The sequence below is a fragment of the Sneathiella sp. genome, from assembly GCF_047631475.1.
GTDB lineage: Bacteria > Pseudomonadota > Alphaproteobacteria > Sneathiellales > Sneathiellaceae > Sneathiella.
Genome location: NZ_JBLHZT010000039.1, coordinates 1 through 22,994, shown reverse-complemented (window position 1 = coordinate 22,994; position 22,994 = coordinate 1). Strand labels below are relative to the sequence as shown.

Annotated in this window: 20 protein-coding genes; 9 read left to right on the top strand and 11 right to left on the bottom strand. The window is 49.6% G+C overall.

Features of this window, described 5'->3' with window-relative positions:
- The first annotated feature begins 21 nt into the window (after positions 1-21).
- The 3 genes from hslV (at position 22) to ACJAYR_RS14275 (ending at position 2,799) form a co-directional block, all read left to right on the top strand.
- Complete coding sequence (gene hslV, locus ACJAYR_RS14285) at positions 22-570, top strand: ATP-dependent protease subunit HslV (RefSeq protein ID WP_169543522.1); 549 nt, start codon at positions 22-24, stop codon at positions 568-570.
- Between the two features lie 4 nt (positions 571-574).
- Entirely contained in the window at positions 575-1,885 is a 1,311-nt protein-coding gene (hslU, locus tag ACJAYR_RS14280) for an ATP-dependent protease ATPase subunit HslU (protein ID WP_181017842.1), read from the top strand.
- A gap of 143 nt (positions 1,886-2,028) precedes the next feature.
- On the top strand, positions 2,029-2,799 hold the full coding sequence (locus ACJAYR_RS14275) for a response regulator (protein ID WP_415237232.1): 771 nt from the start codon (positions 2,029-2,031) through the stop codon (positions 2,797-2,799).
- 19 nt (positions 2,800-2,818) lie between these two features.
- Here ACJAYR_RS14275 and ACJAYR_RS14270 read toward each other — a convergent pair whose 3' ends face one another.
- Positions 2,819-3,577 (bottom strand): enoyl-CoA hydratase/isomerase family protein, encoded by a 759-nt coding sequence (locus ACJAYR_RS14270; RefSeq protein ID WP_415237231.1) that lies wholly within the window; start codon positions 3,575-3,577, stop codon positions 2,819-2,821.
- A gap of 56 nt (positions 3,578-3,633) precedes the next feature.
- On the opposite strand from ACJAYR_RS14270, the gene ACJAYR_RS14265 reads away from it, so the two are divergent.
- Positions 3,634-4,515, top strand: a complete 882-nt coding sequence (locus ACJAYR_RS14265; protein ID WP_415237230.1) for a class I SAM-dependent methyltransferase — start codon at positions 3,634-3,636, stop codon at positions 4,513-4,515.
- 56 nt (positions 4,516-4,571) lie between these two features.
- Positions 4,572-5,927, top strand: a complete 1,356-nt coding sequence (locus ACJAYR_RS14260) for an adenylate/guanylate cyclase domain-containing protein (RefSeq protein WP_415237229.1) — start codon at positions 4,572-4,574, stop codon at positions 5,925-5,927.
- A 20-nt stretch (positions 5,928-5,947) separates the two neighbouring features.
- Here the strand turns inward: ACJAYR_RS14260 and ACJAYR_RS14255 are convergent, their stop codons facing one another.
- From ACJAYR_RS14255 to ACJAYR_RS14210, 10 genes are read right to left on the bottom strand one after another with little or no spacing between them, the layout of a single operon-like run.
- Positions 5,948-7,135: an ABC transporter permease gene (locus tag ACJAYR_RS14255; RefSeq protein ID WP_415237228.1), complete on the bottom strand. Its 1,188-nt coding sequence runs from the start codon at positions 7,133-7,135 to the stop codon at positions 5,948-5,950.
- Entirely contained in the window at positions 7,132-8,160 is a 1,029-nt protein-coding gene (locus tag ACJAYR_RS14250; protein WP_169543527.1) for an ABC transporter permease, read from the bottom strand. The genes ACJAYR_RS14255 and ACJAYR_RS14250 overlap by 4 nt, the downstream gene beginning before the upstream one ends.
- A 60-nt stretch (positions 8,161-8,220) precedes the next feature.
- Positions 8,221-10,107: an ABC transporter substrate-binding protein gene (locus ACJAYR_RS14245; RefSeq protein ID WP_415237246.1), complete on the bottom strand. Its 1,887-nt coding sequence runs from the start codon at positions 10,105-10,107 to the stop codon at positions 8,221-8,223.
- Between the two features lie 32 nt (positions 10,108-10,139).
- Entirely contained in the window at positions 10,140-12,032 is a 1,893-nt protein-coding gene (locus ACJAYR_RS14240; RefSeq protein ID WP_415237227.1) for an ABC transporter ATP-binding protein, read from the bottom strand.
- A 3-nt stretch (positions 12,033-12,035) separates the two neighbouring features.
- The gene (locus tag ACJAYR_RS14235) at positions 12,036-12,554 is read right to left on the bottom strand and encodes a hypothetical protein (protein ID WP_415237226.1); all 519 of its coding nucleotides are present in this window, start codon (positions 12,552-12,554) and stop codon (positions 12,036-12,038) included.
- A gap of 55 nt (positions 12,555-12,609) precedes the next feature.
- The gene (locus tag ACJAYR_RS14230; protein ID WP_415237225.1) at positions 12,610-13,368 is read right to left on the bottom strand and encodes a polysaccharide deacetylase family protein; all 759 of its coding nucleotides are present in this window, start codon (positions 13,366-13,368) and stop codon (positions 12,610-12,612) included.
- Positions 13,361-14,524, bottom strand: a complete 1,164-nt coding sequence (locus ACJAYR_RS14225; protein ID WP_415237224.1) for a glycosyltransferase family protein — start codon at positions 14,522-14,524, stop codon at positions 13,361-13,363. Before ACJAYR_RS14225 ends, ACJAYR_RS14230 begins: the two co-directional genes overlap by 8 nt.
- Positions 14,521-15,102, bottom strand: coding sequence for a histidine phosphatase family protein (locus ACJAYR_RS14220; protein ID WP_415237223.1), 582 nt, complete (start codon positions 15,100-15,102; stop codon positions 14,521-14,523). Before ACJAYR_RS14220 ends, ACJAYR_RS14225 begins: the two co-directional genes overlap by 4 nt.
- Positions 15,099-16,226 (bottom strand): glycosyltransferase family 4 protein, encoded by a 1,128-nt coding sequence (locus tag ACJAYR_RS14215; RefSeq protein ID WP_415237222.1) that lies wholly within the window; start codon positions 16,224-16,226, stop codon positions 15,099-15,101. Before ACJAYR_RS14215 ends, ACJAYR_RS14220 begins: the two co-directional genes overlap by 4 nt.
- A complete protein-coding gene (locus tag ACJAYR_RS14210; protein ID WP_415237221.1) occupies positions 16,223-17,494 on the bottom strand; it encodes a glycosyltransferase family 4 protein in 1,272 nt (423 codons plus the stop codon). The genes ACJAYR_RS14215 and ACJAYR_RS14210 overlap by 4 nt, the downstream gene beginning before the upstream one ends.
- Positions 17,495-17,732: 238 nt before the next feature.
- On the opposite strand from ACJAYR_RS14210, the gene ACJAYR_RS14205 reads away from it, so the two are divergent.
- The 4 genes from ACJAYR_RS14205 to ACJAYR_RS14190 all read left to right on the top strand — a co-directional run.
- A complete protein-coding gene (locus ACJAYR_RS14205) occupies positions 17,733-20,381 on the top strand; it encodes an ABC transporter transmembrane domain-containing protein (protein WP_415237220.1) in 2,649 nt (882 codons plus the stop codon).
- Positions 20,382-20,406: 25 nt separating this feature from the next.
- Entirely contained in the window at positions 20,407-20,877 is a 471-nt protein-coding gene (locus ACJAYR_RS14200; protein WP_169543535.1) for a cyclic nucleotide-binding domain-containing protein, read from the top strand.
- Positions 20,878-20,917: 40 nt separating this feature from the next.
- Complete coding sequence (locus ACJAYR_RS14195; protein ID WP_415237219.1) at positions 20,918-22,243, top strand: AmpG family muropeptide MFS transporter; 1,326 nt, start codon at positions 20,918-20,920, stop codon at positions 22,241-22,243.
- A 29-nt stretch (positions 22,244-22,272) separates the two neighbouring features.
- Positions 22,273-22,994, top strand: a 722-nt coding sequence (locus ACJAYR_RS14190) for an AMP-binding protein (protein WP_415237218.1), incomplete at its 3' end; no start/stop codon positions are given.

Genomic DNA, 22,994 nt, shown 5'->3' with positions numbered 1-22,994 from the left:
TTACTGGAAGAATGAAATTAAATGTCTGAACAACTGGAAAGCTGGCACGGGACGACAATCCTGTCCGTCAGAAAAAACGGCAAGGTCGTTGTTGCAGGGGATGGTCAAGTATCCCTTGGTCAAACCGTCATTAAGGGAAATGCGCGCAAAGTGCGCAGAATTGGTGCGGGCGGCCATGTTATCGTTGGTTTTGCCGGTGCAACAGCCGATGCCTTTACGTTATTCGAACGTCTGGAAGGCAAGTTGGAACAACATCCCGGAAATCTGACACGGGCTTGTGTTGAACTCGCAAAAGACTGGCGCACAGACAAATATCTGAGACGTCTGGAAGCGATGATGGCGGTTGCGGATAAAGATGTTTCGCTGACCCTAACCGGCAACGGAGATGTGCTTGAGCCCGATGACGGCATTATCGCCATTGGCTCTGGCGGTAATTTCGCCTTGTCTGCTGCCCGTGCCCTGATTGATATCGACGGACTGGAAGCCGAAGATATTGTGCGCAAATCCATGGAAGTTGCCGCCGATATCTGTGTCTATACAAACCGGAATTTTACAATCGAGAGTATCTGAGATTATGACCAACCTAAGCCCCCGTGAAATCGTATATGAACTGGACCGGCATATTGTAGGTCAGGCAGACGCGAAGCGATCTGTGGCCATTGCTTTACGGAACCGTTGGCGCCGCCAGCAACTGTCTGAGGACATGCGCGAAGAAGTGCTTCCAAAAAATATTTTAATGATTGGCCCAACAGGCATTGGTAAAACAGAAATTTCACGCCGTCTGGCCAAATTGGCCAATGCCCCTTTCCTCAAGGTTGAAGCAACGAAATTCACAGAAGTGGGATATGTCGGCCGGGACGTCGAGCAGATAATCCGCGACCTGATGGAAATCGCGATCAACATGGTGCGCGAAGATCAGCGGGTTATGGTCAAGGCAAAAGCCGAACTTGCCGCAGAAGAAAGAGTTCTGGATGCGCTCGTTGGTGAGGACGCCTCTTCAGACACCCGCCAGAAATTTAGAAAAATGCTGCGAGAAGGGGCACTGGACGATAAAGAAATCGAACTGCATGTCGCGGATAACAGCAATGCCGGAATGCCCACTTTTGAAATACCGGGAATGCCCGGTGCGCAAATGGGCATGATGAACCTGAACGACATCTTCGGTAAACTCGGCCCGCAAAAAACCAAACCGCGCAAAATGAACGTCTCTGAAAGCTATGGTGTTTTAATCGACGAAGAAGGCGACAAACTGCTTGATGAGGACGCGATTATTCTGGAAGCCAAAGAGCTTGTTGAAAATGGCTCGATTGTTGTTCTGGATGAAATTGACAAAATCTGCGCCCGAAGTGATCGTCAGGGTGCTGATGTCAGTCGCGAGGGCGTGCAGCGGGATCTGTTGCCGCTCATCGAAGGGACAATTGTAAACACCAAATATGGCACGATCAAAACGGACCATATTCTGTTTATCGCCTCCGGTGCCTTCCATATTGCCAAACCGTCTGATCTATTGCCAGAACTGCAGGGGCGCTTGCCAATCCGGGTGGAATTGCAGGCCTTAACAGAAGAAGATCTGAAGCGCATCCTGACCGAACCGGAAGCCAGCCTTATCAAACAGTATATCGCTTTGATGAACACTGAAAATGTCACACTGACCTTTACCGACGATGCCATTGAAAAAATTGCGGCGATTTCGGCGAACGTCAATGCCAGTGTTGAAAATATCGGAGCACGGCGGCTTCACACCATTTTGGAAAAAGTACTGGAAGATATCAGCTTTACAGCAACCGATAGCCCGGACACAGAGGTGATTATCGATGCTAAATATGTTGAAAAGCATGTTGGCCAATTAACCACAGATTCCGACCTGTCAAAGTTCATTTTGTAATCCGGAACCGCGCAATGAGGCCTGCCACAGGTGGGCCTCATGCTGAACTTTTCTGATCGCCTTCTATCCTAAGGCTTAGGGATTGCTTAATAAAAACATCGTAGATTGAACAACTATTATTTCAATTCCAACGGTGTGCTAAAATGAAAATTCTAACAGAAGCAGAACTGGAAAAGCAGTATGAGATCGAAGCCCTGGATGAGGCCAGAGATGTCGTAGCAAGCTTGGAAGTTCGGATGCAGCAAATAAGGGGCGGAACGCTTGACCCGAAGGAAGCTGCAATACTTCTGGCGCAGGACGCTTCAAACCTCCGCCTGAAAGCCAAGGCCGTTAATCTTCCGGGTCTGACCCCGCTTAGCCATCGATTGGATGAATATCTGGCGCAGGCTGATAAAATTACCACTGAAAATCTAACGGATCTACAGCGATTCAGCGACAGAATCAGTGCAATTCTGGATGGTGATGTTATTCCGCCAGACGAGATTGCGACTGTTATCCGGGATCTGCCGCATAAAAGTACCTTTGAAGTCACCGACATTACGGTGACCGATACTGAAGTAACCCTGATTTTACCACAAAAAACAGCCGCCCGTGTTGTCGAACGTGAACTAGCCGCCTGCGGTTATCGTGTATCTACAGTTCTTGATCCTATCGAAGCGTTTGAAATTGTTTTGGAAACAAAACCGGATCTGGTAATCACAACCGCAGTAATGCCGCGCCTTTCAGGGATTGATCTGGCTTGCGCACTTTCAGCCATGCCCACAACCAAAGATATTCCTGTGGCTGTTTTAACCAGTCTGGAACCCAATCATCCGGACTTACGAGCCCTTCCGATGAATGTCGGCCTTATCCGCAGGGGTCCGAATTTCGGAAATGATCTTGCTGATACGCTCCAACGGTTTGCCATCACCTGATCATCACAATACGGGGGGGTCAGCCCCCCGTGAACTTTGCGGCCCGTTTTTCGGCGAGTGCCGCCCGGCCTTCCGCAAAATCATCAGATTCCAAGCATTTCATTTGGCGCTGAACCGCCGCATCTGCGTCAAAAGCAGATCGGGCAATGTCATTAAAAGTGGCTTTCATTCCCCGAAGGCTGAGCGGTGCCAATGCCAATAAATCCGCCGTCAACGCCAGCGTTTTTTGCTCCAGTTCATCGGCATCCCCGGCCAGATAATCAAGAAATCCGATCTCTTTCAATTCACTTCCGCGCATTGTCTCCAAGGCCAGAAACAAGCGTTTCGACGGTCCCAGGCCAAGCCTTGAAACTGCGCGGGCCATCCCCGACGCATGATAGTGAATACCGATTTTAGCCGGTGGAATAAAACATTTCATCGCCGTTGTGCCGATGCGAAAATCACAGGCGAGCGCAAGATCCGTTCCGCCGCCATAGACCCCCCCATTTAATTTGCAAATGACTGGAAAAGGCAGGCTTTCAATCCGGTTAGACAAAATTTCCAAGGGATTGGCACTGAAATTATAGTCTTTTAACTCACCCAGATCAGCGCCAGCACAGAAACTTTTTCCCTTCGCTGTCAAGATACCAACCCGAATATCATCATTCTTTGCCTGTTCCTGAAGATGGTCAGTCAACACTGCCATCTCTTTCGGGTTCAAAACATTATGTTGTTCCGGTTTGTTGAGTGTGACTGTCAGCACATGATCCTTCTGATCGGATGAAAAGAAAGTGCCCATAACTTGATTACCCCTTGTTCTTGGTTTTAATGACTTGTAACACAGGGTTTGATTATTTGACAAAATCTCTGTTCATTCGCGATTTCAACAGCCGGTACCCGATGACTATGCGACGCCTCAAAATGGGATTATCAACGATCCTGGGACTCAAAAAACAGGGTTTCTTTATTCCCTACCGGTATGCGGACACCGTGCCGACCCGAGCGCAGGACAAGCCGTACGCTGCCTTGCAACGCCTCATGCAACAAAAAGAAGAAGGTTTCGATCGTTTTCTGAACGGAATGGGCCGCTATTCCGAAGAATTATCCTCTTTTGGAGAGGAAGCCCCCCCCGCCCCGCGCTGGGAACAGGACTGGTTTCCCCGTCTGGACGCCGCCGCCGCCTATACCATGGTTCGAGATGAAAAACCGGCGACCATCATCGAAGTTGGATCTGGGCATTCCACCCGTTTCATGATGCGCGCCATTCAGGACGGCGGGATCAACAGCCGTTTTATCGCAATCGATCCTGCCCCGCGCGCTGATATCAGCAGCCTTGGCGTCGAAATATTCCCAACAACCGTGCAGCAGGTCGATCTCTCCCTCTTTTCCGATCTGACATCGGGCGATATTCTTTTTATAGACAGCAGTCATATCGCCATGCCCGGAACAGATGTTGATTTTCTTTTTCTCGAAATACTGCCCGCCCTTCCCAAAGGGGTCATCGTCCATATTCACGATATTTTCCTGCCCCATGACTATCCGGAAGGCTGGCACTGGCGCGGTTATAACGAACAACAGGTTGTCGCCCCGTTGCTAAGCGCAGGCTATGATCTTCTGTTTTCAAGCTATTATGTTCAACGTTATATGGGCGAGGCCCTAAATCGCAGTGTGGTTGGCTCTCTACCAATTCAGGACGGCGCGCATGAAACCAGCCTTTGGCTGAAAAAAGAGACATAACAGGAATATGATGTGTTGTTACTGTTATCTTTCTCAGAACAAGGCATATTAGAAAAATGCTGTCTCTAATAAAGCGCACCCTTCTTGGGAATGATATTGATGGTCAATTACCGGCGCGGGTTCAACAGGCCATACAAACACAGGAAAATCAGTCAGAAATTCTGATTGCCTGGGTACAACTCTTTCTGGTTATGGTTTTTGCGACCCTCTACGCGCTTTCGCCAAAAACCTTTTCTGCTGATGCCATGTTCGCCCCCGTGCCCTATGCGCTTGCCTCCTATCTGATATTCACGCTTATCCGCACGGCCGTTGCCATCACCCGGCATCTTTCCTGGTGGTTTTTATCGCTGTCTGTCATTGCCGACATGACGTTGCTGATGTTCCTGATCTGGAGCTTTCATATCCAGTACGAGCAAGAACCCTCTTTTTATCTTAAAGCGCCGACCCTGCTTTATGTTTTTATTTTCATAGCGTTACGGGCGTTGCGATTTGATGTGCGCTATGTCCTTCTCGCGGGCCTGAGTGCGGCGCTCGGCTGGACAGTGTTGCTGGGATATGCCGTTCATTCCGGTAACGGAATGGCCAATATTACCAATGATTATGTCCTTTACACCATGTCCCACAATATTTTGCTGGGTGCTGAGTTTGACAAAATTATCAGTATTCTTGTGGTGACGTTTATTCTCGCACTGGTGATTGTCCGGGCAAAACGACTGCTGATCAATTCGGTTGCTCAGGCAACCGCTGCAGAAGACCTGTCGCGCTTTTTCTCGCCGGAAATTGCTGAAAAAATCACCCATTCAGAAGGATGGATTGAGCCGGGTACCGGTCAAACCCGAGAAGCGGCCATCCTGCATTGTGATCTGCAAGGCTTTACCCGCCTTTCCATGGAAAAGCCGGCCAATGAAGTGATCACCCTTCTTGCTGATTATCAGGCCCGGATCGTCCCCATCATCCAACGCAATGGCGGTACAATCGATAAGTTTCTCGGTGACGGCATTCTGGCCACTTTTGGCGCCGCTGTACAAACAGATCATTATTCTGCCGATTGCCTTCGGGCAATGGAAGAAATGATGGTGGAAACCAGAAACTGGGCAAAAGAGCGCGAAGCCCAAGGTCTTGAACCCCAGGTTATTCGTTTCACCGCCGCCTCGGGATCAATTCTGTTTGGCGCGGTCGGCGACAAAAGCCGGCTGGAATATACGGTGATCGGCGAGCCCGTCAATCTGGCCGCTAAACTCGACAAACATGCAAAAGCCGAACAAGCCATTGCCCTGCTTACATTGCAAAGCTATGAAGAAGCGCTTGCACAAGGCTTTACGCCATCCACACAGATGGAAATCCGCGCTGCCCGCGATGTTGGCGGCGTGACAGGCCTTGTAGATCTTGTCGTCCTCACCGAAGCCGATTGACGGTAACGTTTCAAAAACTTTTATTTATACGGATCCGCCGCATCCCGAAGACCATCCCCCAAGAAGTTAAACGCCAAGACAACGATAATGACGGGCACCACCGGGTACATCAGCCAAGGGGTCGTCGCAACCGCATTGATATTGGTTGTTTCATTCAGCAATACGCCCCACGATGTAATCGGCGGGCGTAACCCCAATCCAAGGAAGGAAAGCGCTGTTTCACCCAAAATCATGCTGGGAACAGCAAGGCTGGCGCTGGCGATCAGGTGGCTGGCGAATGATGGTAACAAGTGGCGTCCAATAATCCGGGACGGACTGGCCCCCATCAACTGGGCCGCTGTTGTAAAGTCTTCCTCGCGTAACGACAGGAATTTTGATCGAACAGCGCGGGCAAGGCCCGGCCAATCCAGCAATCCAAGGATGACCGTCAATCCAAAAAATACCCAGATCGGCGACCAGGTCACCGGTAGCGCCGCCGATAAGGCAAGCCACAACGGCAGTTGGGGGAGGGATTTCAAAAGCTCGATGGTTCGTTGAATAACGTTATCAATCCAACCACCATAATAGCCTGAGATACCACCGAGAATAATACCCAGCGTAAAACTGATAATGATCCCGATCAGTCCGATGGTGAGGGAAATCCGGGTACCATAAATTATCCGGGACAGGATATCCCGGCCCAGGCGGTCTGTCCCAAGCCAGAAGAAGGTTGCTTTGCGCTGGTCATCCTGACAGACCAGATGAACATTGGTTTCAACCATTCCCCAAAATTTATAGTCATCGCCGCGGCAAAAATACCGCAGGGTATAAATCTGCTTTGTGTCAATCCGGTATTCCCGCTGCAATGTTTCAAGGTTCAATCGCTGGCGATAGCCATAAACAAACGGCGCTCTTATTTCACCTTCATGAAAGATGTGAATGGACTGCGGCGGCGCAAAAATATATTTCGTATTACGGCTATGCAGCTCATAGGGCGCAAGAAACTCAGTAAAGATGACCGAAAGATAAAATAGCAGCAAAACCAAACCGCTGATCACGGCGAGACGGTGGCGGCAAAATTTCCACCACATCATTTTCCATTGCGACGCCAGATAGAATTTTTCCTGTTCTGTAGACAGTTTTTCTACGGAATAGGGATCAAAAGGTTCTGTCGAATGCCAGTGATCGAGCTTTGTCGTCTTGCCGGTTTCGTTGTTGATATCACTCATTTCGTGGCCCCTCCAGACAATCTGATCCGGGGGTCCAGCATGGCAAGCAGAATATCAGACACAAAGACACCGATGACCGTCAATAAGGCAAGGAACATCAGGAAGGATCCCGCCAGATACTGATCTTGCGATCGTAACGCGTCCAGCAGCATAGGACCGGCTGTCGGCAAGCTCAGAACAGCACTCACGATCACCGATCCCGAAATAACATCGGGCAGTAAATTGCCAATATCGGCAATAAAGGGATTAAGCGACATCCTGATCGGATATTTTATAAGGGCCCGCACCTTGGGGACCCCTTTCGCCTTGGCCGTTGTGACATATTGTTTTTGTAATTCATCGAGCAGATTTGCCCGCAGACGACGGATCATGGCCGCCGTGCCACTGGTGCCGATAACAATCACCGGAATAATCATGTGATCCAGAACCGACAGGGCCTTGTCGATACTCCAGGGCTGATCCAGATATTGCTCATCCATCAGTCCGCCAATCGACAGGCCAAGATAGTAGTTGGCGTAATATAATAGAACCATCGCCAGAAGGAAGTTCGGCGTTGCCAGCCCCAGATACCCGACCAGCGTAAATCCATAGTCCCCAATGGAATATTGGCGGGTCGCCGAGTAAACCCCAATGGGAAAGGCGACGATATAAATAAAGATTATCGTTGAGAAATTGATCACGAAGGTCAGGAACATTCGGTCCCCAAGGACTTCACTTACCGGAAGATCATAGGCAAAAGAATGTCCCCAGTTGCCCTGCAACAAACCGGAAAAACCGTTCGGCCCCGGCCAAAATCCCATCCAGATCGCATATTGCTCAACAAGCGGTTTATCCAGCGAATACTGTTCCCGATAAAACGCAATCTTCGCCGCCGCCGACGCGGACTCCCCTTGCGCTTTCAATTCCTGAAGCTGATTGGAAAGATAATCACCCGGGGGCAACTGAATAATGATGAAAGTCAGGATACTGACCACCAGTAGAGTTGGGATCATTACCAGAACGCGTTGTGCAAAATAACTGAACATCCGCTTAGTTTCCCCCTACCCCATCAGCCGATAAAATACATATTGCCAGTAAAGTTGGCATTATTCTGCCCCCGTTTTCTGGCTGGTATCAAACCAGAACATATCCGGATGATAGATCCCGAACTGTGCACCGGGATCCCAATTAAAGATCGCCTTCTTCGGTACGTTTTTTAAAATGTCCTTCACAACGATCGGCTGCAAAATACCGCTGACCACGCCAATGGTATATTGCTCCTCCGCATGGATCCATAACATTTCTGTCCAGATTTTCGTTCGTTCTGCCGTGTCGGACGCGTTCAGCCATTTGGAATATAACGTATTTAACTGCTGAACTTTTGGCATGTCCACTTCTTCGCCAGACTGCCCTTTGGTCTCGAAATACTGTCCCCATTTCGGCCATTGATAGCTTTGCTGACTTGTCGTCGCCAGGATTGCCGGGCTGCTTTCAGGCGTTGGCACTCCATTTTCCAATCCGCCCCAAACCGATAAGATTGTCTCGCCTGCGAAAATACGATTTCTGAAGACGGATCGTTGGGATGGTTTGATAAACAGGGAAATACCGATTTCTTTCCAGGAATCCCGGATCAATTCCAAGACATCAGACTGTTCAGAATTTTCGCCCGCCGTTTCCACAATCAACAAAAGTGGTTCGCCATTGGGAAGAAGCCGAATGCCATTGTTATCCCGGTCTGTCAGACCTATTTCATCAAGAAGCGCATTTGCTTTTTCGATATCCAGCGTTGCCCATTTGGTTCGCAATTCATCCGAATAAAAAACACTCTGTTCCTGAACCGTATTATTGCCCTCTTTCGCCAAGCCGAAAAACAAAACATCGTTGATTTCTTCGCGGTCAATACCTAACGAAAGCGCCCTCCGGAACCGCGCATCGCGCATAAGCTTTCGCCAAACAGGATCAGAGGCGTTTAGATTTGGGAATAAGGCAAAATGGGACCCACGGACAGTTGGCCATAAAAGGGTCCTGTATTTCGAGCGCTTTTCATTTGCTTTAAGAAAAGTCGCATCCTGCAAACGAATAGCCCGGGCCTGCAGGTCAACATCCCCGGAAGCCGCTTTGGCGGAAATAAGTTTGCTTTCAGAAATGGATAAGACAACCCGGTCAATATACGGCAACTGGCGACCTTTTTCATCAACCCGGTGAAAATAGGGGTTTCGAACCCCGACAAACCGGTTGGCCGGTGCCGCGGTTGTGTTGCGCCACGGTTGAAGCGTTGGCAATTCAGGATTGTCAAATTTGTACAGATTATCTTTACGATTATGGTTGGATGCCCAGGACTTGAACTTGATCTTCTGGATCTTGCTCATCTTGGATTTATCTACATACCGATCATGAAATTTTTTCAAATAATGGGCTGGCCGATAAATCAGCAACGGCGACGCCCCGGCAAGAGACGCCAGAAAATTCGGGTTTGGCCGCGTCCAGGCATACCGAACCGTATACGCATCCGGGAAGGTTACTTCAGGATACTGATCTTCAACCGCCAGTGCAGAGGGTGGACCTGTCGGGGAGAGCTTTGGATTATTAGCAACATCTTCCCACCAATACCGGAAATCCTCTGATGTGAAGGGTGCCCCATCTGACCATTTATGACCTTTGCGCAAATGGAAGGTAAAGACGCGGTTATCCTGTACTTCAAAATCACGAACGATATCCGCAGCAATTTTCAAATCCTGTGTATAGCCAACCAGGCGCGCATACCCATAGACAAACATCAGCTTCACATCAGACGCGCTGCCAATGAGTGTTTTAAGACTGCCGCCATACTCGCCAAGTGTCCGACCCTCTTGCAGCGGAACGACAAGAGGAGTATCGGGCAACCGTTCTGCCATGGGGGGCAGTTGCCCCGCATCCACCTGTTCTTTCAAAGAAGGGATTTCGGCAGCGGCAGCGACCCCGAGACTGGCAACACACCAGAGACAGGCCATCATTATTGCCAATTTTATGTTCCTGAAATGAGCAGTCACAGTTTTAACTCCGACATATCAGCATCTTTCTGGACCCGAATAAAATGATCATCCCCCAAATCATACATCATCGCAGGGCTTTCATCACTGGCTGTAAACGGGCTTGCCCAGGCTTTTGGATCAGAAGCTTTTTCCTCCACAAGATGGGCGAAATCCAGTTTATGTTCCGGATCGGGTTCCGGAACAGCCGCCAAGAGCCGTTTGGTATAAGGATGCACCGGATTTTTAAACAAAACATCGCGGGGCGCCGTTTCTACCAGCTTGCCTTGGCACATCACAGCAATTCGGTCCGCGATATAATCCACCACCGCCAAATTGTGAGAGATGAACAAATAGGTCAGGCCCAACTCTTTTTGCAGGTCTTTCAGCAAATTCAGGATCTGCGCCTGAATTGACACATCCAGCGCAGAAACCGGCTCATCACAAATCAACAAATCCGGTTTCAGGGCCAGGGCTCTTGCTATTCCGATACGCTGGCGCTGTCCCCCCGAAAAAGAATGAGGGTAGCGGCGCAGAAACCGGATATCCAGACCCACGAGGTTCATCAATTCCTTGACCGTTTCCTCCCGCTCTTTCTGGTTTCCAATATTATGGATAACCAAGGGTTCCGAAATAATATCAAAAACCGTCATCCGCGGATTAAGGGATGAAAAGGGATCCTGAAAGATAAACTGGACTTTTTCGCGATAATCGAACAATTCTTTTTTGCCAAGATGCAGAACATCCAGATCCGTTCCCCGATCATTATAAGTCACCACCCCCTCTGACGCAGTGACAGCCCGAAGGATCAGTTTTGACAAGGTCGTTTTTCCGCAACCGGACTCGCCAACCAGTCCCAGACACTCCCCCGGCTTTATATAAAAACTAACATCATCGACCGCCTTCACCGTACCGCCGGGCTTACTGCCCAGCATCGTTGTTTTGCGGGTTATGAATGTTTTACTTAAATTCTGGACCGATAAAATCGGTGGATCGTCATGTCCACCCGGCTTGCGTGGATTGGCCTGACTTAAAAACCGGCTGTCTTTTTCGCGTTTGATTTCCCGGATCGGGGTCAATTTTTCCCCTTCTTTCATGTGAAAACGCGGAACAGCTTTCAGAAGCGCTTTCAGGTAGGGATGCCGCGGGTCACCAAAGATATCATCCAGTGTCCCCTGCTCCATGACCTTGCCATGATACATGACAACCACTTCGTCCGCCATACTGGCGACAACACCCAGATCATGGGTAATCATCAAGATGGCCATTTTCAACTGCTTCTGCAACGACTGCATCAAATCCAGGATCTGAGCCTGAATGGTCACATCAAGGGCCGTTGTCGGCTCATCTGCAATAAGCAGGGCGGGGTTACAGATCATGGCCATGGCAATCATTGCCCGCTGGCGCAACCCGCCCGACAGCTCAAAAGGATACGTGCTCAACGCCGCTTCAGGATCCGGAAATCCAACCAAGCGGAGCATATCCATTGTGATTTCCTGACCTTCCTGCTTTGTTTTCTTATGGTGCAGGTGCAGGGCCTCGGAAATCTGGTCACCGATCGTATGCAACGGGGACAGGGACGTCATCGGTTCCTGAAAAATAATCGTAATCCGCCCACCGCGAATTTCGCGCATTTCCCGGCTGTCTGGTTTCAGTTTTGCAATATCATAAAAATTGCCGGGCTTCTGGGGATCAAAAAAGATGATTTCACCTTTTGAAATCCGTGCCGCTTTGGGAAGAATAGACATAATCGCCTGACTGATAACCGATTTACCAGAACCGGACTCACCGACGAGCGCAACGGTTTTACCTTCAGGCACACGAAAACTCACACCATCGACGGCTTTGACAACACCCTCGGCGACATGAAATTCAACTTTCAGATCACGAACCAGCAACACATTGGACATTCTTTATTTTCTTCCCCAACTAGCTGGCTGTTTATCGCCGTGGTTATTGGCGTAGATGCCAAGAATATCCAGATTTTGTACTGTTGCCGAACTGAAAGAAAGACCTCTGCCCGCAGCAATGGCTGCGCAGATTTCCACCAAATCTTCGAAATCAGTGATCGTGGATTCAATCCTCAATCGAACACCTCTACCTTCCAACTTAAGCTGCATCCATCCCCTTTCTCCATCACGACGTGTGGAAAAATAGGAAACCGAGAATGCCTTAAGTTCCTCCCAATCAATACATTTAGTCTGTAATCCGGTTATGCAGATTTTATTTTCCGTAATACAGACTTTTGCAATATGCCTGTTTATTGCTCTTAAAGCATACAAGATAAACAGGCAAAGCAAAGCTCCCAATATATAAACAATGACAGATGATGGCCTCAACAACAAGAGGGGAAGCGCGGTTAGTCCAATTCCAATTCCTGCCCGCATATATTCGCGCATCACTTCTTTAAAAGGGTAGGTAAATACTTTCATCGTTTTTCAGGATCAACATCCGCCAGAATTTTAACCCGTCCCCCTGTCACTTTGATTACTCCACTAGCGCCATAGCGCCGGGAAATGTCATCCATCTTACAGCTTTGTGACTGTTTAAAAAGGACAGTAGTTTAAAAGTAATTTCCCAAATCGCCTCGTCATGAACAAGGTGATGCGTCAACAGCCCGGTTGGTTCCAGCGCATCAACGCCTCCCGACCGCCGCGCCTGCAGATGGCGGATGACAAGAGCAAGCACTTCTTTCTCGTCAAGTGCACTTCTGTTTCCGCGCCAGAAGATGGGATCAACATGGGTATTTATTTCAACAAGCCCCCCGCTATGAACAGCATTTTCCCGAGCCTTATAGCGCGACAAACCAACAAATCCCGCTTCTGCAAGCGGACCGAGCAAACGGGATGTGATCCGGTTCCAGGGAGGAACAAAGACGGGAAGAAACTGATCACCGAACAATTCTTCCATCCGTGATTTACCGGACAGAATATCCGACAGACTTTCGTCCACAGGACGCGTGTCTGGAAATTCGCACTTCTTTTGTCCGGTGTCTGCAAAGTTCTGATGCAGTACCCCATGTTGCAAAAACAGGCAGCCATCGGCCTCGTCTGCGATATGCGGATCAACCCGGTCTGGAATAACGGCAAGCCCCAGCGGAATATCCAGCGCAGCCCTCAATTGAAGCAAGCGCATAAACGCATCTGTTGGCTCGTTCAGATCGTCATCGCGCCACCAGAAGGTCGCCCTCTTGCCAGCGTCCAGCCATTCGTCCAGCTCGGCTTGCAATAGATCCCAATCAGCCATTTTTTTCTGCAACCCATTGTTTAAGAAGCGTCGCTGACCGGGTTCCCCCGTCGATATCAATCGATGCTTCAGATGGGGGGCCTTTCAGCGCCCTGTCCACCTGACCTGCCAATATATCCGGTGTGAGCCCGGCTTCATTAGCAATATGAAGCACGCCTTTTTTCGCCAGTAGCTCTGCCCGTAACGTCTGTTCGGTCTCCACGCCCCCCGCATAAGGCACAATCACCGCCCGGCAACCGGCATAGAGAATTTCCATCACAGTGTTGTAACCGCCCTGACTGATCGACAGATCACAGTTCATCAGCAAACTGGTAAAATCCTTCCGCGCCCGTTCAACAATAACCCCAGCGGGGGCCAAACCACGAAGCTCGTCAAAAACTTCATCTTCGACGGTCGCTCCGACCATCATGCGCCAGATCTTATCACGGGCAGAGGACATTGCCCTGGCTTTCATTGCGGTTTTCAAAAGCTCAGTGCCAACGGCTCCCCCGCCGCTGGACACAATCACCTCGCCCGCGCCGACCGGCTCTGCACCCCCACGGACACCAGTGCGGTCAACCACATATCCGGTATAGAAAATCTGGTCCTCAATCCGAGCGGTATGCGGAAAGGTCCGGTCGAGTGAAATAAGCTCTGGATCCCCATGAACCATAACTTTATCAAAATAAGTTTCGACAAGGGCCAGCATTTCATCGTTCCGGCCGGGCTTGGTTTGGGCGACGAGAATATCCCGAACAGAGGAGACAATTAGAGGCGGCTTTTCTGACGCCTTGGCTGCTTTCAACAACGGTAATAATTCAAACCGCATCTGACGGCGGCCAAAAGGAAAGAGCTCTGTAATCAGGATATCCGGTCGGACATCTTCATACAGATCCAGCAATTTTCCGGCCCGCATGTCGCGCCAGCCATCATCAATCTGATTTCCTTCTTCATCGACAAGCTCTTTAAAGAACAGATCGGTTGCCCGCGTGGCAGGCAGTTGAACAAGGCGCGCGCCGCCCAGATCGATGTCAATCTTGTGCCCACCTGAAACAACGGTGACGTCAAAACCGGACCGCACCAGATTTCGGGCAAGCGTCGCAGTTCTGCGAAGATGTCCAATCCCCAGAAGGTGCTGCACATAAAAAAGAACGCGGATGGGCGATAACTCGGTCATGATGTCTCCAAAGGAATATTCACGCGGTCAGGATATATCCTGCCGGACGGGTCTACTTTAAATAAATGCGCGCAGGACCAATCAAACGGAACCGGCGCTTTTTCAGTCATGTCCCAGTTATAAGCCAGGGATTTCAAGGCGCGTATAATCCCTTTATGTGTAACGGCTATTGTCGGTTCAGACAATTCCTTAAGCCACGGTCGCAAACGCTCCTGAACCATGGCAGGGCTTTCCCCGGCAGGCGGCTGCATCTGAAGCCCCTTGGCTTCATTCCGGCGCATTTCCTCTCCGTAAAGGGCTCGAAGCTCGGATAAGGTCTTACCATCCCAGTCCCCCCAATCCATCTCAATAATCCGGGGTTCGATATGCAGGGTTTGCGCCCCCAGTAACAAAGCGGTCTCTTCCGCCCGTTTTAAGGGACTGCTGACCCACTTGAACGCGCGAAACCGGGCCGGTATACGAACCCCGTCAAGCGCTTTGCGTCCGGTTTCACTTAACGGAATATCCCGCCGCCCCTGTATACGTTTTTCAAGGTTCCATTCAGTTTTTCCATGCCGGACAAGCAATAAAGGGATCATGATAAAACCTCACTTAGCTGTTGTTTTAGCACGGATGAAGCAGCCTCCAACCCCCGTTTATCACGCGCAAAATTGGCTGCATTTTCTCCAAGTTGTCCTCGTAAATGCGGCTCATCCAGCAGTTTCCGGATTGCCGCCGCAAACGCTGGCATATCTCCGGCAGGGCAAAGCAGGCCCGTTTTATCTGCAAGCACCACATCCGGAACACCGCGAATATCTCCCGCCACAGCGGGTAAGCCACAAGAGGCTGCTTCCAGAAACGTCATGCCATACGCCTCCCCATGGGCAGGCCAGACATATAAATCCGCTTTTTTATACAGACCGAAAAGCGCCGGAGCCTCCAAAGCACCCAGAAACAAAAGCCGATCCTTTGCCGGTTCAAAGAACGAGCGAATAAGGTCTTTTTGAGGGCCATCCCCGACAATCGCCAACTGCCAGTCTTCGCCGTCCAGAAGCCGGCTCACCTCCGCAAGTTGTCTGTAGGATTGTAATTTATCGCCGCTTCTCATCATGGCAACGGTCAGCAAGAGCGATTTTTGACAATCCCATCCAGCATTTTCAAGCAACCGTTCCACATCCTTTTCGGCAAGCGCCGCGGGCTGTTCATCCAGAAAGGGTGGCAAATACACCAGAGCGTCTTGTCGGTCGAGCAATGGCTTCAGGCAGGCCCCATCCAGACGGGTCATATGAAACACCCGCGACGCCTGTTTTATCGCCTTTTCCGCGGCCTCATATCCCATGGCCCAAGGGCCTTCTTTCTGTTTAGGCGCATGGCTGGCTTCTGCAACAAAATAGGGTATCCCAAAATGTCCCGACACTTTTGGGCCAATCCAGTCCGGAGCCTTGTGATACACATGATAGGTAAACCAGGCCTGTGGCCGCGCGCCGGGTTCTATATTTTCCAAAACCGAAATTATTCGTTCCGCCTCGGCCAATCCCGCTAAACGAATTTCTTCTTGGCAGGACTTATCGCCGTTTTTGTCGAAACTTCGAAATTCGCTATAAAGGTCAACCTCAAATCCAGCTTCACGCAACGCTTTCATCAACAATCTGGCCACCCGCCTGTCGCCTGATGGGACAGGGTGATTTGGTGATTTCATTGGTGCGTAAAAGCCAAGTTTCATGACGGAATATCTGTTTTCTCAGGAACCGTTTTAAGTCCGAATTTTGCCGCCAGTCTGTCAATCCATTTAGACGCGTCGAATTTTTGCCGAAGGATTTCATCCCCGCGATCGACAAATGCCTGGCGTTTAGCCGGAAACACAATCATATTTTCAAGCGCCGCCGCCAAAGACCTTGGGTCACGCTGTGGCACAAGAAGGCCGCTTTCACCGTTCTCGATCAGTTCGGGAATAGCGGAAACCTCTGTTGATACAACTGCCACTTTCTGGCTTTGTGCCTCCATCAATACATTGGGCAATCCATCTCGATCGCCATCTTCAGCGATCCGACTTGCCAGGACAAAAATATCCGATGCCTGAAGGTTTTCCAGAACGTCTTTTTGTGACAGCGCGCCGCGCCAGGTAATCCGATCAGACAATCCAAGTTCCGCCGCCTGCCGTTTCAAATCTTTCATTAAACCGCCGCCGCCAATATGGGTGAAATGCCACTGCAGATCGTCTGGCAAAATGGCCAACGCTTCGAGCAGATCATCATATCCCTTTTTAGTCACCGCCCGGCCAACAGAAATGATTTTTACGGGTGCGGCGGCGTCCCGCCCATCGTTGATATGGTTTTTATCGGGCGCCGCAGGAAACCGGGACAAATCAAGCCCGTGATATAACAAAGAGACCGTTTCAGGGTTTGACGCCAGTTTTCGCAAATAATTGGTGTTGAAACTGGTGCAGGTCACCAGCCATTTCAGATCATCCAGTTTTTCTGACAGTTCCCATTCTTCAGATGTCCAGATATCTTTGGCATGCGCCGAACAGGACCAGTCCAACCCTGTCATATGTGCCGCATACCGCGCTACAGACGCGGGCGTATGTAAGAAATGCGCATATAATTCGCGGCTACCTTCCGGCATTTCTGCGGCCAGAACCAACGCCTGCCCAAAGCGGCGTCCGCGATTGGAGGTCATTCCCCTTAAAAAATCACGGATCCAGATAGACTTCGCTTTTTTATATCCAGGAAAATGTCGGACTTTCTTCCATGCGCGCCAGATCCGACCCGGTTCCTGATACAAGTATTCTGGTAAATATGTAACAGGCGCCTGAATTTCATCGTGGATCGGATGGGTTGTTTTATCCGTCGGATGACGCAGGGAAATCAGATGCAACCGCAACCCCTTCTTTTCCAGGGCCAGTAATTCCTGCGCGATAAAGGTTTCAGAAAGGCGCGGATATCCTTTCAGCACAACGGTTATTACATTCTGTGGTTCTGAATTTAACAATCTGCACGCCTTGAATATTTGGATCCTGCTCCCCTGATTAAGCGTAGTTCTAGTGAATTACAACCAACAATCACGGGCAAAAAAAACCGTTCATAAAAAAGTGTTCAGGGCTTGGAACTTATTTATGGTTGCATCATCTCTAATTTTGAAACAGTGTTAACGGCTATAACCAAATTGGGGAATGGTCAGGACAGGGATCATGCGATGATCTGTAACTGGCTGAAATGGACTGCGTTGTATGGAACACAGCATATATAAGTATATTTTGCGACACAGCAAAAAGCAGCAGATTATTCTGACACTTATGTCATTCGCTTCCTTCCCGTTTCTCTACTACTATCTCGAACTCCCCAAAATCATCATCGATCAGGCAATTCAGGCAAAAGACATTCTTTTCCCCGTTGAAGTCCTTGGCTTTGAAATTGATCAAAAAGAATTTTTATATGTTTCGGTCAGTGCCTTCTTGTTGCTGGTCATTATCAATCAATGTTTTAAATACGCCATCAATGTGTATCAGGGTGTCACCGGCGAAAGAATGCTGCGCCGCTTGCGCTATGAATTATACAGTCGCATCCTAAGATTTCCCCTGCCGACTTTCCGCAAGAAAAGCTCGGGTGAAATCATTCCCATGATCACGGCCGAGGTTGAACCGCTGGGCGGTTTCATCGGTGAAGCCTTTGCGCTCCCGGCTTTTCAAGGCGGGTATCTGATTGTCATCATGAGTTTTCTGCTGGTGCAAAATGTTTATATGGCCCTCGCAGCAATTGCCTTATATCCTGCGCAGGCCTATTTCATTCCCAAGCTACAGAAGAAAGTCAACCAACTGGGCAAGGAAAGGGTGCGTCTGGTTCGTGTCCTGTCTGATCAGATCGGTGAAACCGTTGCCGCTGTACAGGAAATACATGTCCATGACGGCTCCAACTATCTTCGCGCTAGCTTCACGTATCAGCTGGGTCGGATCTTCAAAGTCAGGTACCGGATTTACCTGCTGAAATTCATCATTAAATTCCTCAACAATTTTATTCAGCAACTGGGACCATTTTTCTTCTACGCGCTTGGCGGTACGATGGTTATCAACGGTAATCTTGAAATCGGTACGCTGGTTGCGGCGATTTCCGCGCATAAGGAGATGGCGGCCCCCTGGAAAGAGCTGCTCTCTTATTACCAGCGTCGTGAGGATGCCCGGATCAAGTATGAACAGGTCGTCGAACAGTTTGAGCCTGCTGGAATGCGCGATGAAAGCAACCAGCTTGTCGAGCCTGAAGAAATTCCGCAGCTAAAAGGTGAGTTGGTTGCCAGCAATATTGTTCTTTCTGACGATACGGGCTCGGCCCAGCTGGAAGGCCTGAACCTAAAACTGGCTCTCGACAAACGGGTTGCCATTGTTGGACAGGCAGGCTCCGGCCGTGAAGCATTGACGCAGGTTTTATCCCGTCTCATTGATCCTGATCGCGGAAAAGTAACTGTTGGAAACCTTGATTTTTCCGAAGCATCGGAAGCCGTTATCGGACGGCGGATTTCCTATCTGGGCCAAAGTGGGTATGTGTTTAACACCACCATTGGCGAAAATCTGTTTTTCAGCTTAAAGCACCGCCCCTTGCGCGAAGTCCTGTTTGAAGGGGAAGAACAAGAATTCCGTGAGGAAGATGTCAAAGAAATTCTGCTGACAGGAAACTCACCGGATGATTTTGGTGCCGACTGGATCGACTTCGAAAGCGCGAATGTCGAAGACCTGAAAGGGTTGCATGATCGGGCAATTGACGTCCTGCACATGGTGGATCTGGGAGAAGATGTTTATCAATTCGGCCTGAGAAGCACACTCGACCCGACAGAAGATCCGGAGATTGCCCAACTGATCCTTGGGGCAAGAAAACGTTTTTATGAAAAGCTGACTGCGGATACGGCATTTGCAAATCTGGTCGAAGCCTTCTCCAAGGAAAAATACAATACAAACGCCACTCTGGGCGAAAACCTGTTATTCGGAACCCCGGTTGACAGTGCCTTTGATATGGAACGCCTTGCCGAGAACTCTTATGTCCAACAAGTCATTGACGACGCTGACCTGACGGACTCGTTTTTGAAGATGGGCTTTCAGGTCGCTTCCCTGATGGTTGAATTGTTTGCTGACCTGCCTCCTGATCATGAATTTTTCCAACTTTATGGATTTATTTCCTCCGACGAATTGCCAGAATATCAGGCTATTCTCAGCCGTGTGAATGCCGACAATCTGCATCAACTGCGCGAAGAAGACCGGCTCCGTTTTATGTCATTGCCGTTCAAAGTGATCCCCTCAAGGCATCGCTTGGGCGTTGTTACAGAAGAAATTCAGGAAAAAATTGTCGAAGCCAGAAAACAGTTCGTTGACCACCTGCCAGAAGATCTACAGGGCAGCATCGCGTTTTTTGACGAAAACACCTATAATGCGGCTGCTAATATTCAGGATAATATCCTGTTTGGCAAAATCTCTTACGGATTTGCACAAGCGGCTGAAAAAATTGGTGGACTGCTGGCGGCCGTCGTTGATGAAATGGAACTGAAACGGACGATTATCAAAGTTGGTCTGGATTTCAAGGTTGGTGCTGGCGGGGCCCGGCTTAATGAAAATCAAAGACAAAAATTGTGTATTGCCCGTGCCATTCTAAAACGACCAGATATTCTGGTTCTCAGTCAGGCAACAGCAACGTTCGACAACCGCACCCAGCAACGCATCACTGAAAATATTCTGTCAGAGTTTGAAGGTCGTTCAGTTATCTGGTCGATTGAAAAACCTGAAATGGCCTATCTGTTTGATCATATTGTTGTCATCAATGGCGGGGTAATTACGGAATCTGGAAGTTTTGATCACCTTCAGAAGAACGGCGAGCAATTCAAACTGCTCAGTGCCTGACGAACATTTATAGGAGAAAGAACCGGTGGACTTAAGAGAAGAGGTGGAAACCCTACGACAGATACCTTTGTTCGCAAAGGCAGACCCGTCGAAAGTGAAACTGCTTGCCTTCACCTCGGAACGGGTCATTTTTCAGGCCGGTGATTTCGTCTGTCAGCAAGGCGAAATGGGGGAAGCTGCTTATGTTATCATGAACGGCAAAGCGGACGTCGTGGTCAATACACCATCCGGTCCGATCACGGTTGCCACAATGAAAAAAAATGATGTGGTCGGTGAAATTTCCATCCTGATCAATATTCCTAGAACAGCAACGATCAAAGCGGCGTCCGAACTAACCACCCTTAAAATTACGAAAGACCAGTTTCTTCGGATGATTACCGAGTTCCCTGAAATGTCGATCGAAATGATGCGTGTTCTGGCGGAACGACTGGTCCGCACAACAGAAGAGCTGCAAAAAGCCAAAGAAAGCCTGCAAAAATACGATGGCGAAGACTAAGTGTCCGTGATTTTTCCCTCTGCCATCAAGAAGTATTCAAATGTCTCTGCCTAACTGGCTGTCAGCCTTTGCCATCTATCGGGATCCCCGCGTTCTGGCGATCCTTTTCCTTGGTTTTTCATCCGGCCTTCCCCTCGCCCTGACCGGGACAACATTATCTTTGTGGTTACGCGAAGAGGGAACTGCCCTTACGGCCATTGGTTTTTTGTCGAGCGTCGGCACCCCTTACGCCCTCAAATTCCTTTGGGCACCGCTGATTGATAAACTCCCCCTGCCCGTTTTGGGACCGCTTTTAGGGCGGCGAAGAAGCTGGATGATCCTGACACAGATCTGTCTGATCCTTTCTATCGTCGGACTGGGTTTGACCAGCCCGTCCGAGAATATTCTTCTGACCGCCAGCCTGGCTTTTCTGGTTGCCTTTTCTTCCGCCAGTCAGGATATTGTCATCGACGCCTACCGGGTCGAAATATGTGATGAGCGCAGTATGGCGGCCGGTGCCGCAGCTATCGTTTTTGGCTATCGTATCGGAATGCTGGTGTCAGGTGCCGGGGCTCTTTATCTAGCGACGACAGTCAGCTGGTCGATCACCTTTGCCATCATGGCAGCCTTCGTTCTTGTCGGCGTGATCACCATTTTGATGTCCCGCGAACCTGAAACACATAAAGCTTTGACGAGTGTTCAGTTTGAGCCCGGAAGCCGCCGGCTTGATGCCTATAAAAAATGGATTATTGACGCTGTGTTCAAACCGTTAAGCGAATTCATGTCGCGGCCAGGCTGGATACCCATTTTACTCTTTGTCATGCTGTATAAATTTGGGGACAGCCTTGCTGGCGTCATGAGCACACCGTTTTTTTACGATCTGGGTTTCACCAAGATCGACATTGCGAATGTCAGTAAAGTTTATGGCACGATCGCAACTTTTGCCGGGCTGGCCCTTGGGGGCTGGTTAATGGCAGCGACCGGCCTCTACAAAACTCTCTGGGTATGCGGGTTTCTTCAGCTTTTCTCAAACCTGATGTTTGCTGTTCAGGCTCTGGCGGGCAATGACATTACTGTTTTATCCTTAACGGTTGGGATTGAGAATTTGGCGGGCGGCATGGGAACAGCCGCGTTCGTCGCCTATCTTTCAAGCCTGTGCAACATCTCCTACACCGCCACACAATACGCTTTACTTTCTTCATTCATGGCGACAGCACGTATCTGGTTTTCAAGTCCGGGCGGCTGGCTTGCTGAACAATTCGGCTGGGTTGAGTTTTTTCTAATAACAACACTAGCGGCAATCCCCGGCTTGTTGTTATTATGGTGGCTTACAAAAGAAGGTCATACGACAAGACCGGAAACGGCCATTAAAGAGCCGCTACCATAAAGAGATCCTGAAAGGATCCGGGGGGACACATGAATATCGCTAACTTTTTAGTTCGAACAGCCGTGACTTTTCCTGACCATGCGGCCTTGGCCCATGGTAAAGAAATAGTCGCAACCTATCGCCAATTTGCCGATCAGGTCGCGGCACTCGCTTATGGATTAAGGCACAGCAAAGGTCTTCAAAAAGGGGACCGGGTTGCCTTGATCATGAAAAACCATCCACAATACTGGATTTCAGTATTTGCTGTTTGGCATGCAGGCCTTGTTGCGGTTCCAGTGAACGCAAAACTCCATATCAGTGAATTCGCCTATATTCTTGAAAATTCCGAAGCCCGCCTATGTATTGCAACACCCGAATTGGCCAGGACGCTGGCACCCCTTGGCTCTGATACACCCATTCTTGATATCTCTGACCCAGACTATGCCGCTTTATGTGTAGGGCCTGCGCTGCCTCTTGAAGATGCGGCGCCTGATGATCTGGCATGGTTATTTTATACATCTGGCACAACAGGCAAACCCAAAGGCGCTATGCTGAGCCATAGAAATATTCTTAGCTGCACGACCAGTTATTTTTCCGATGTAACCCCGATTAATCCGGGAGATGCCGTCATTCATGCAGCACCGCAAACGCATGGATCGGGCATATACGGCATTCCACTTGTTGCCAAAGCCGGTATACAGGTAACGCCGGAAAGCGGTGGCTTTGATCCCGCCGAAACACTGGACCTGATTGCCCATTATCCCAATTCCTG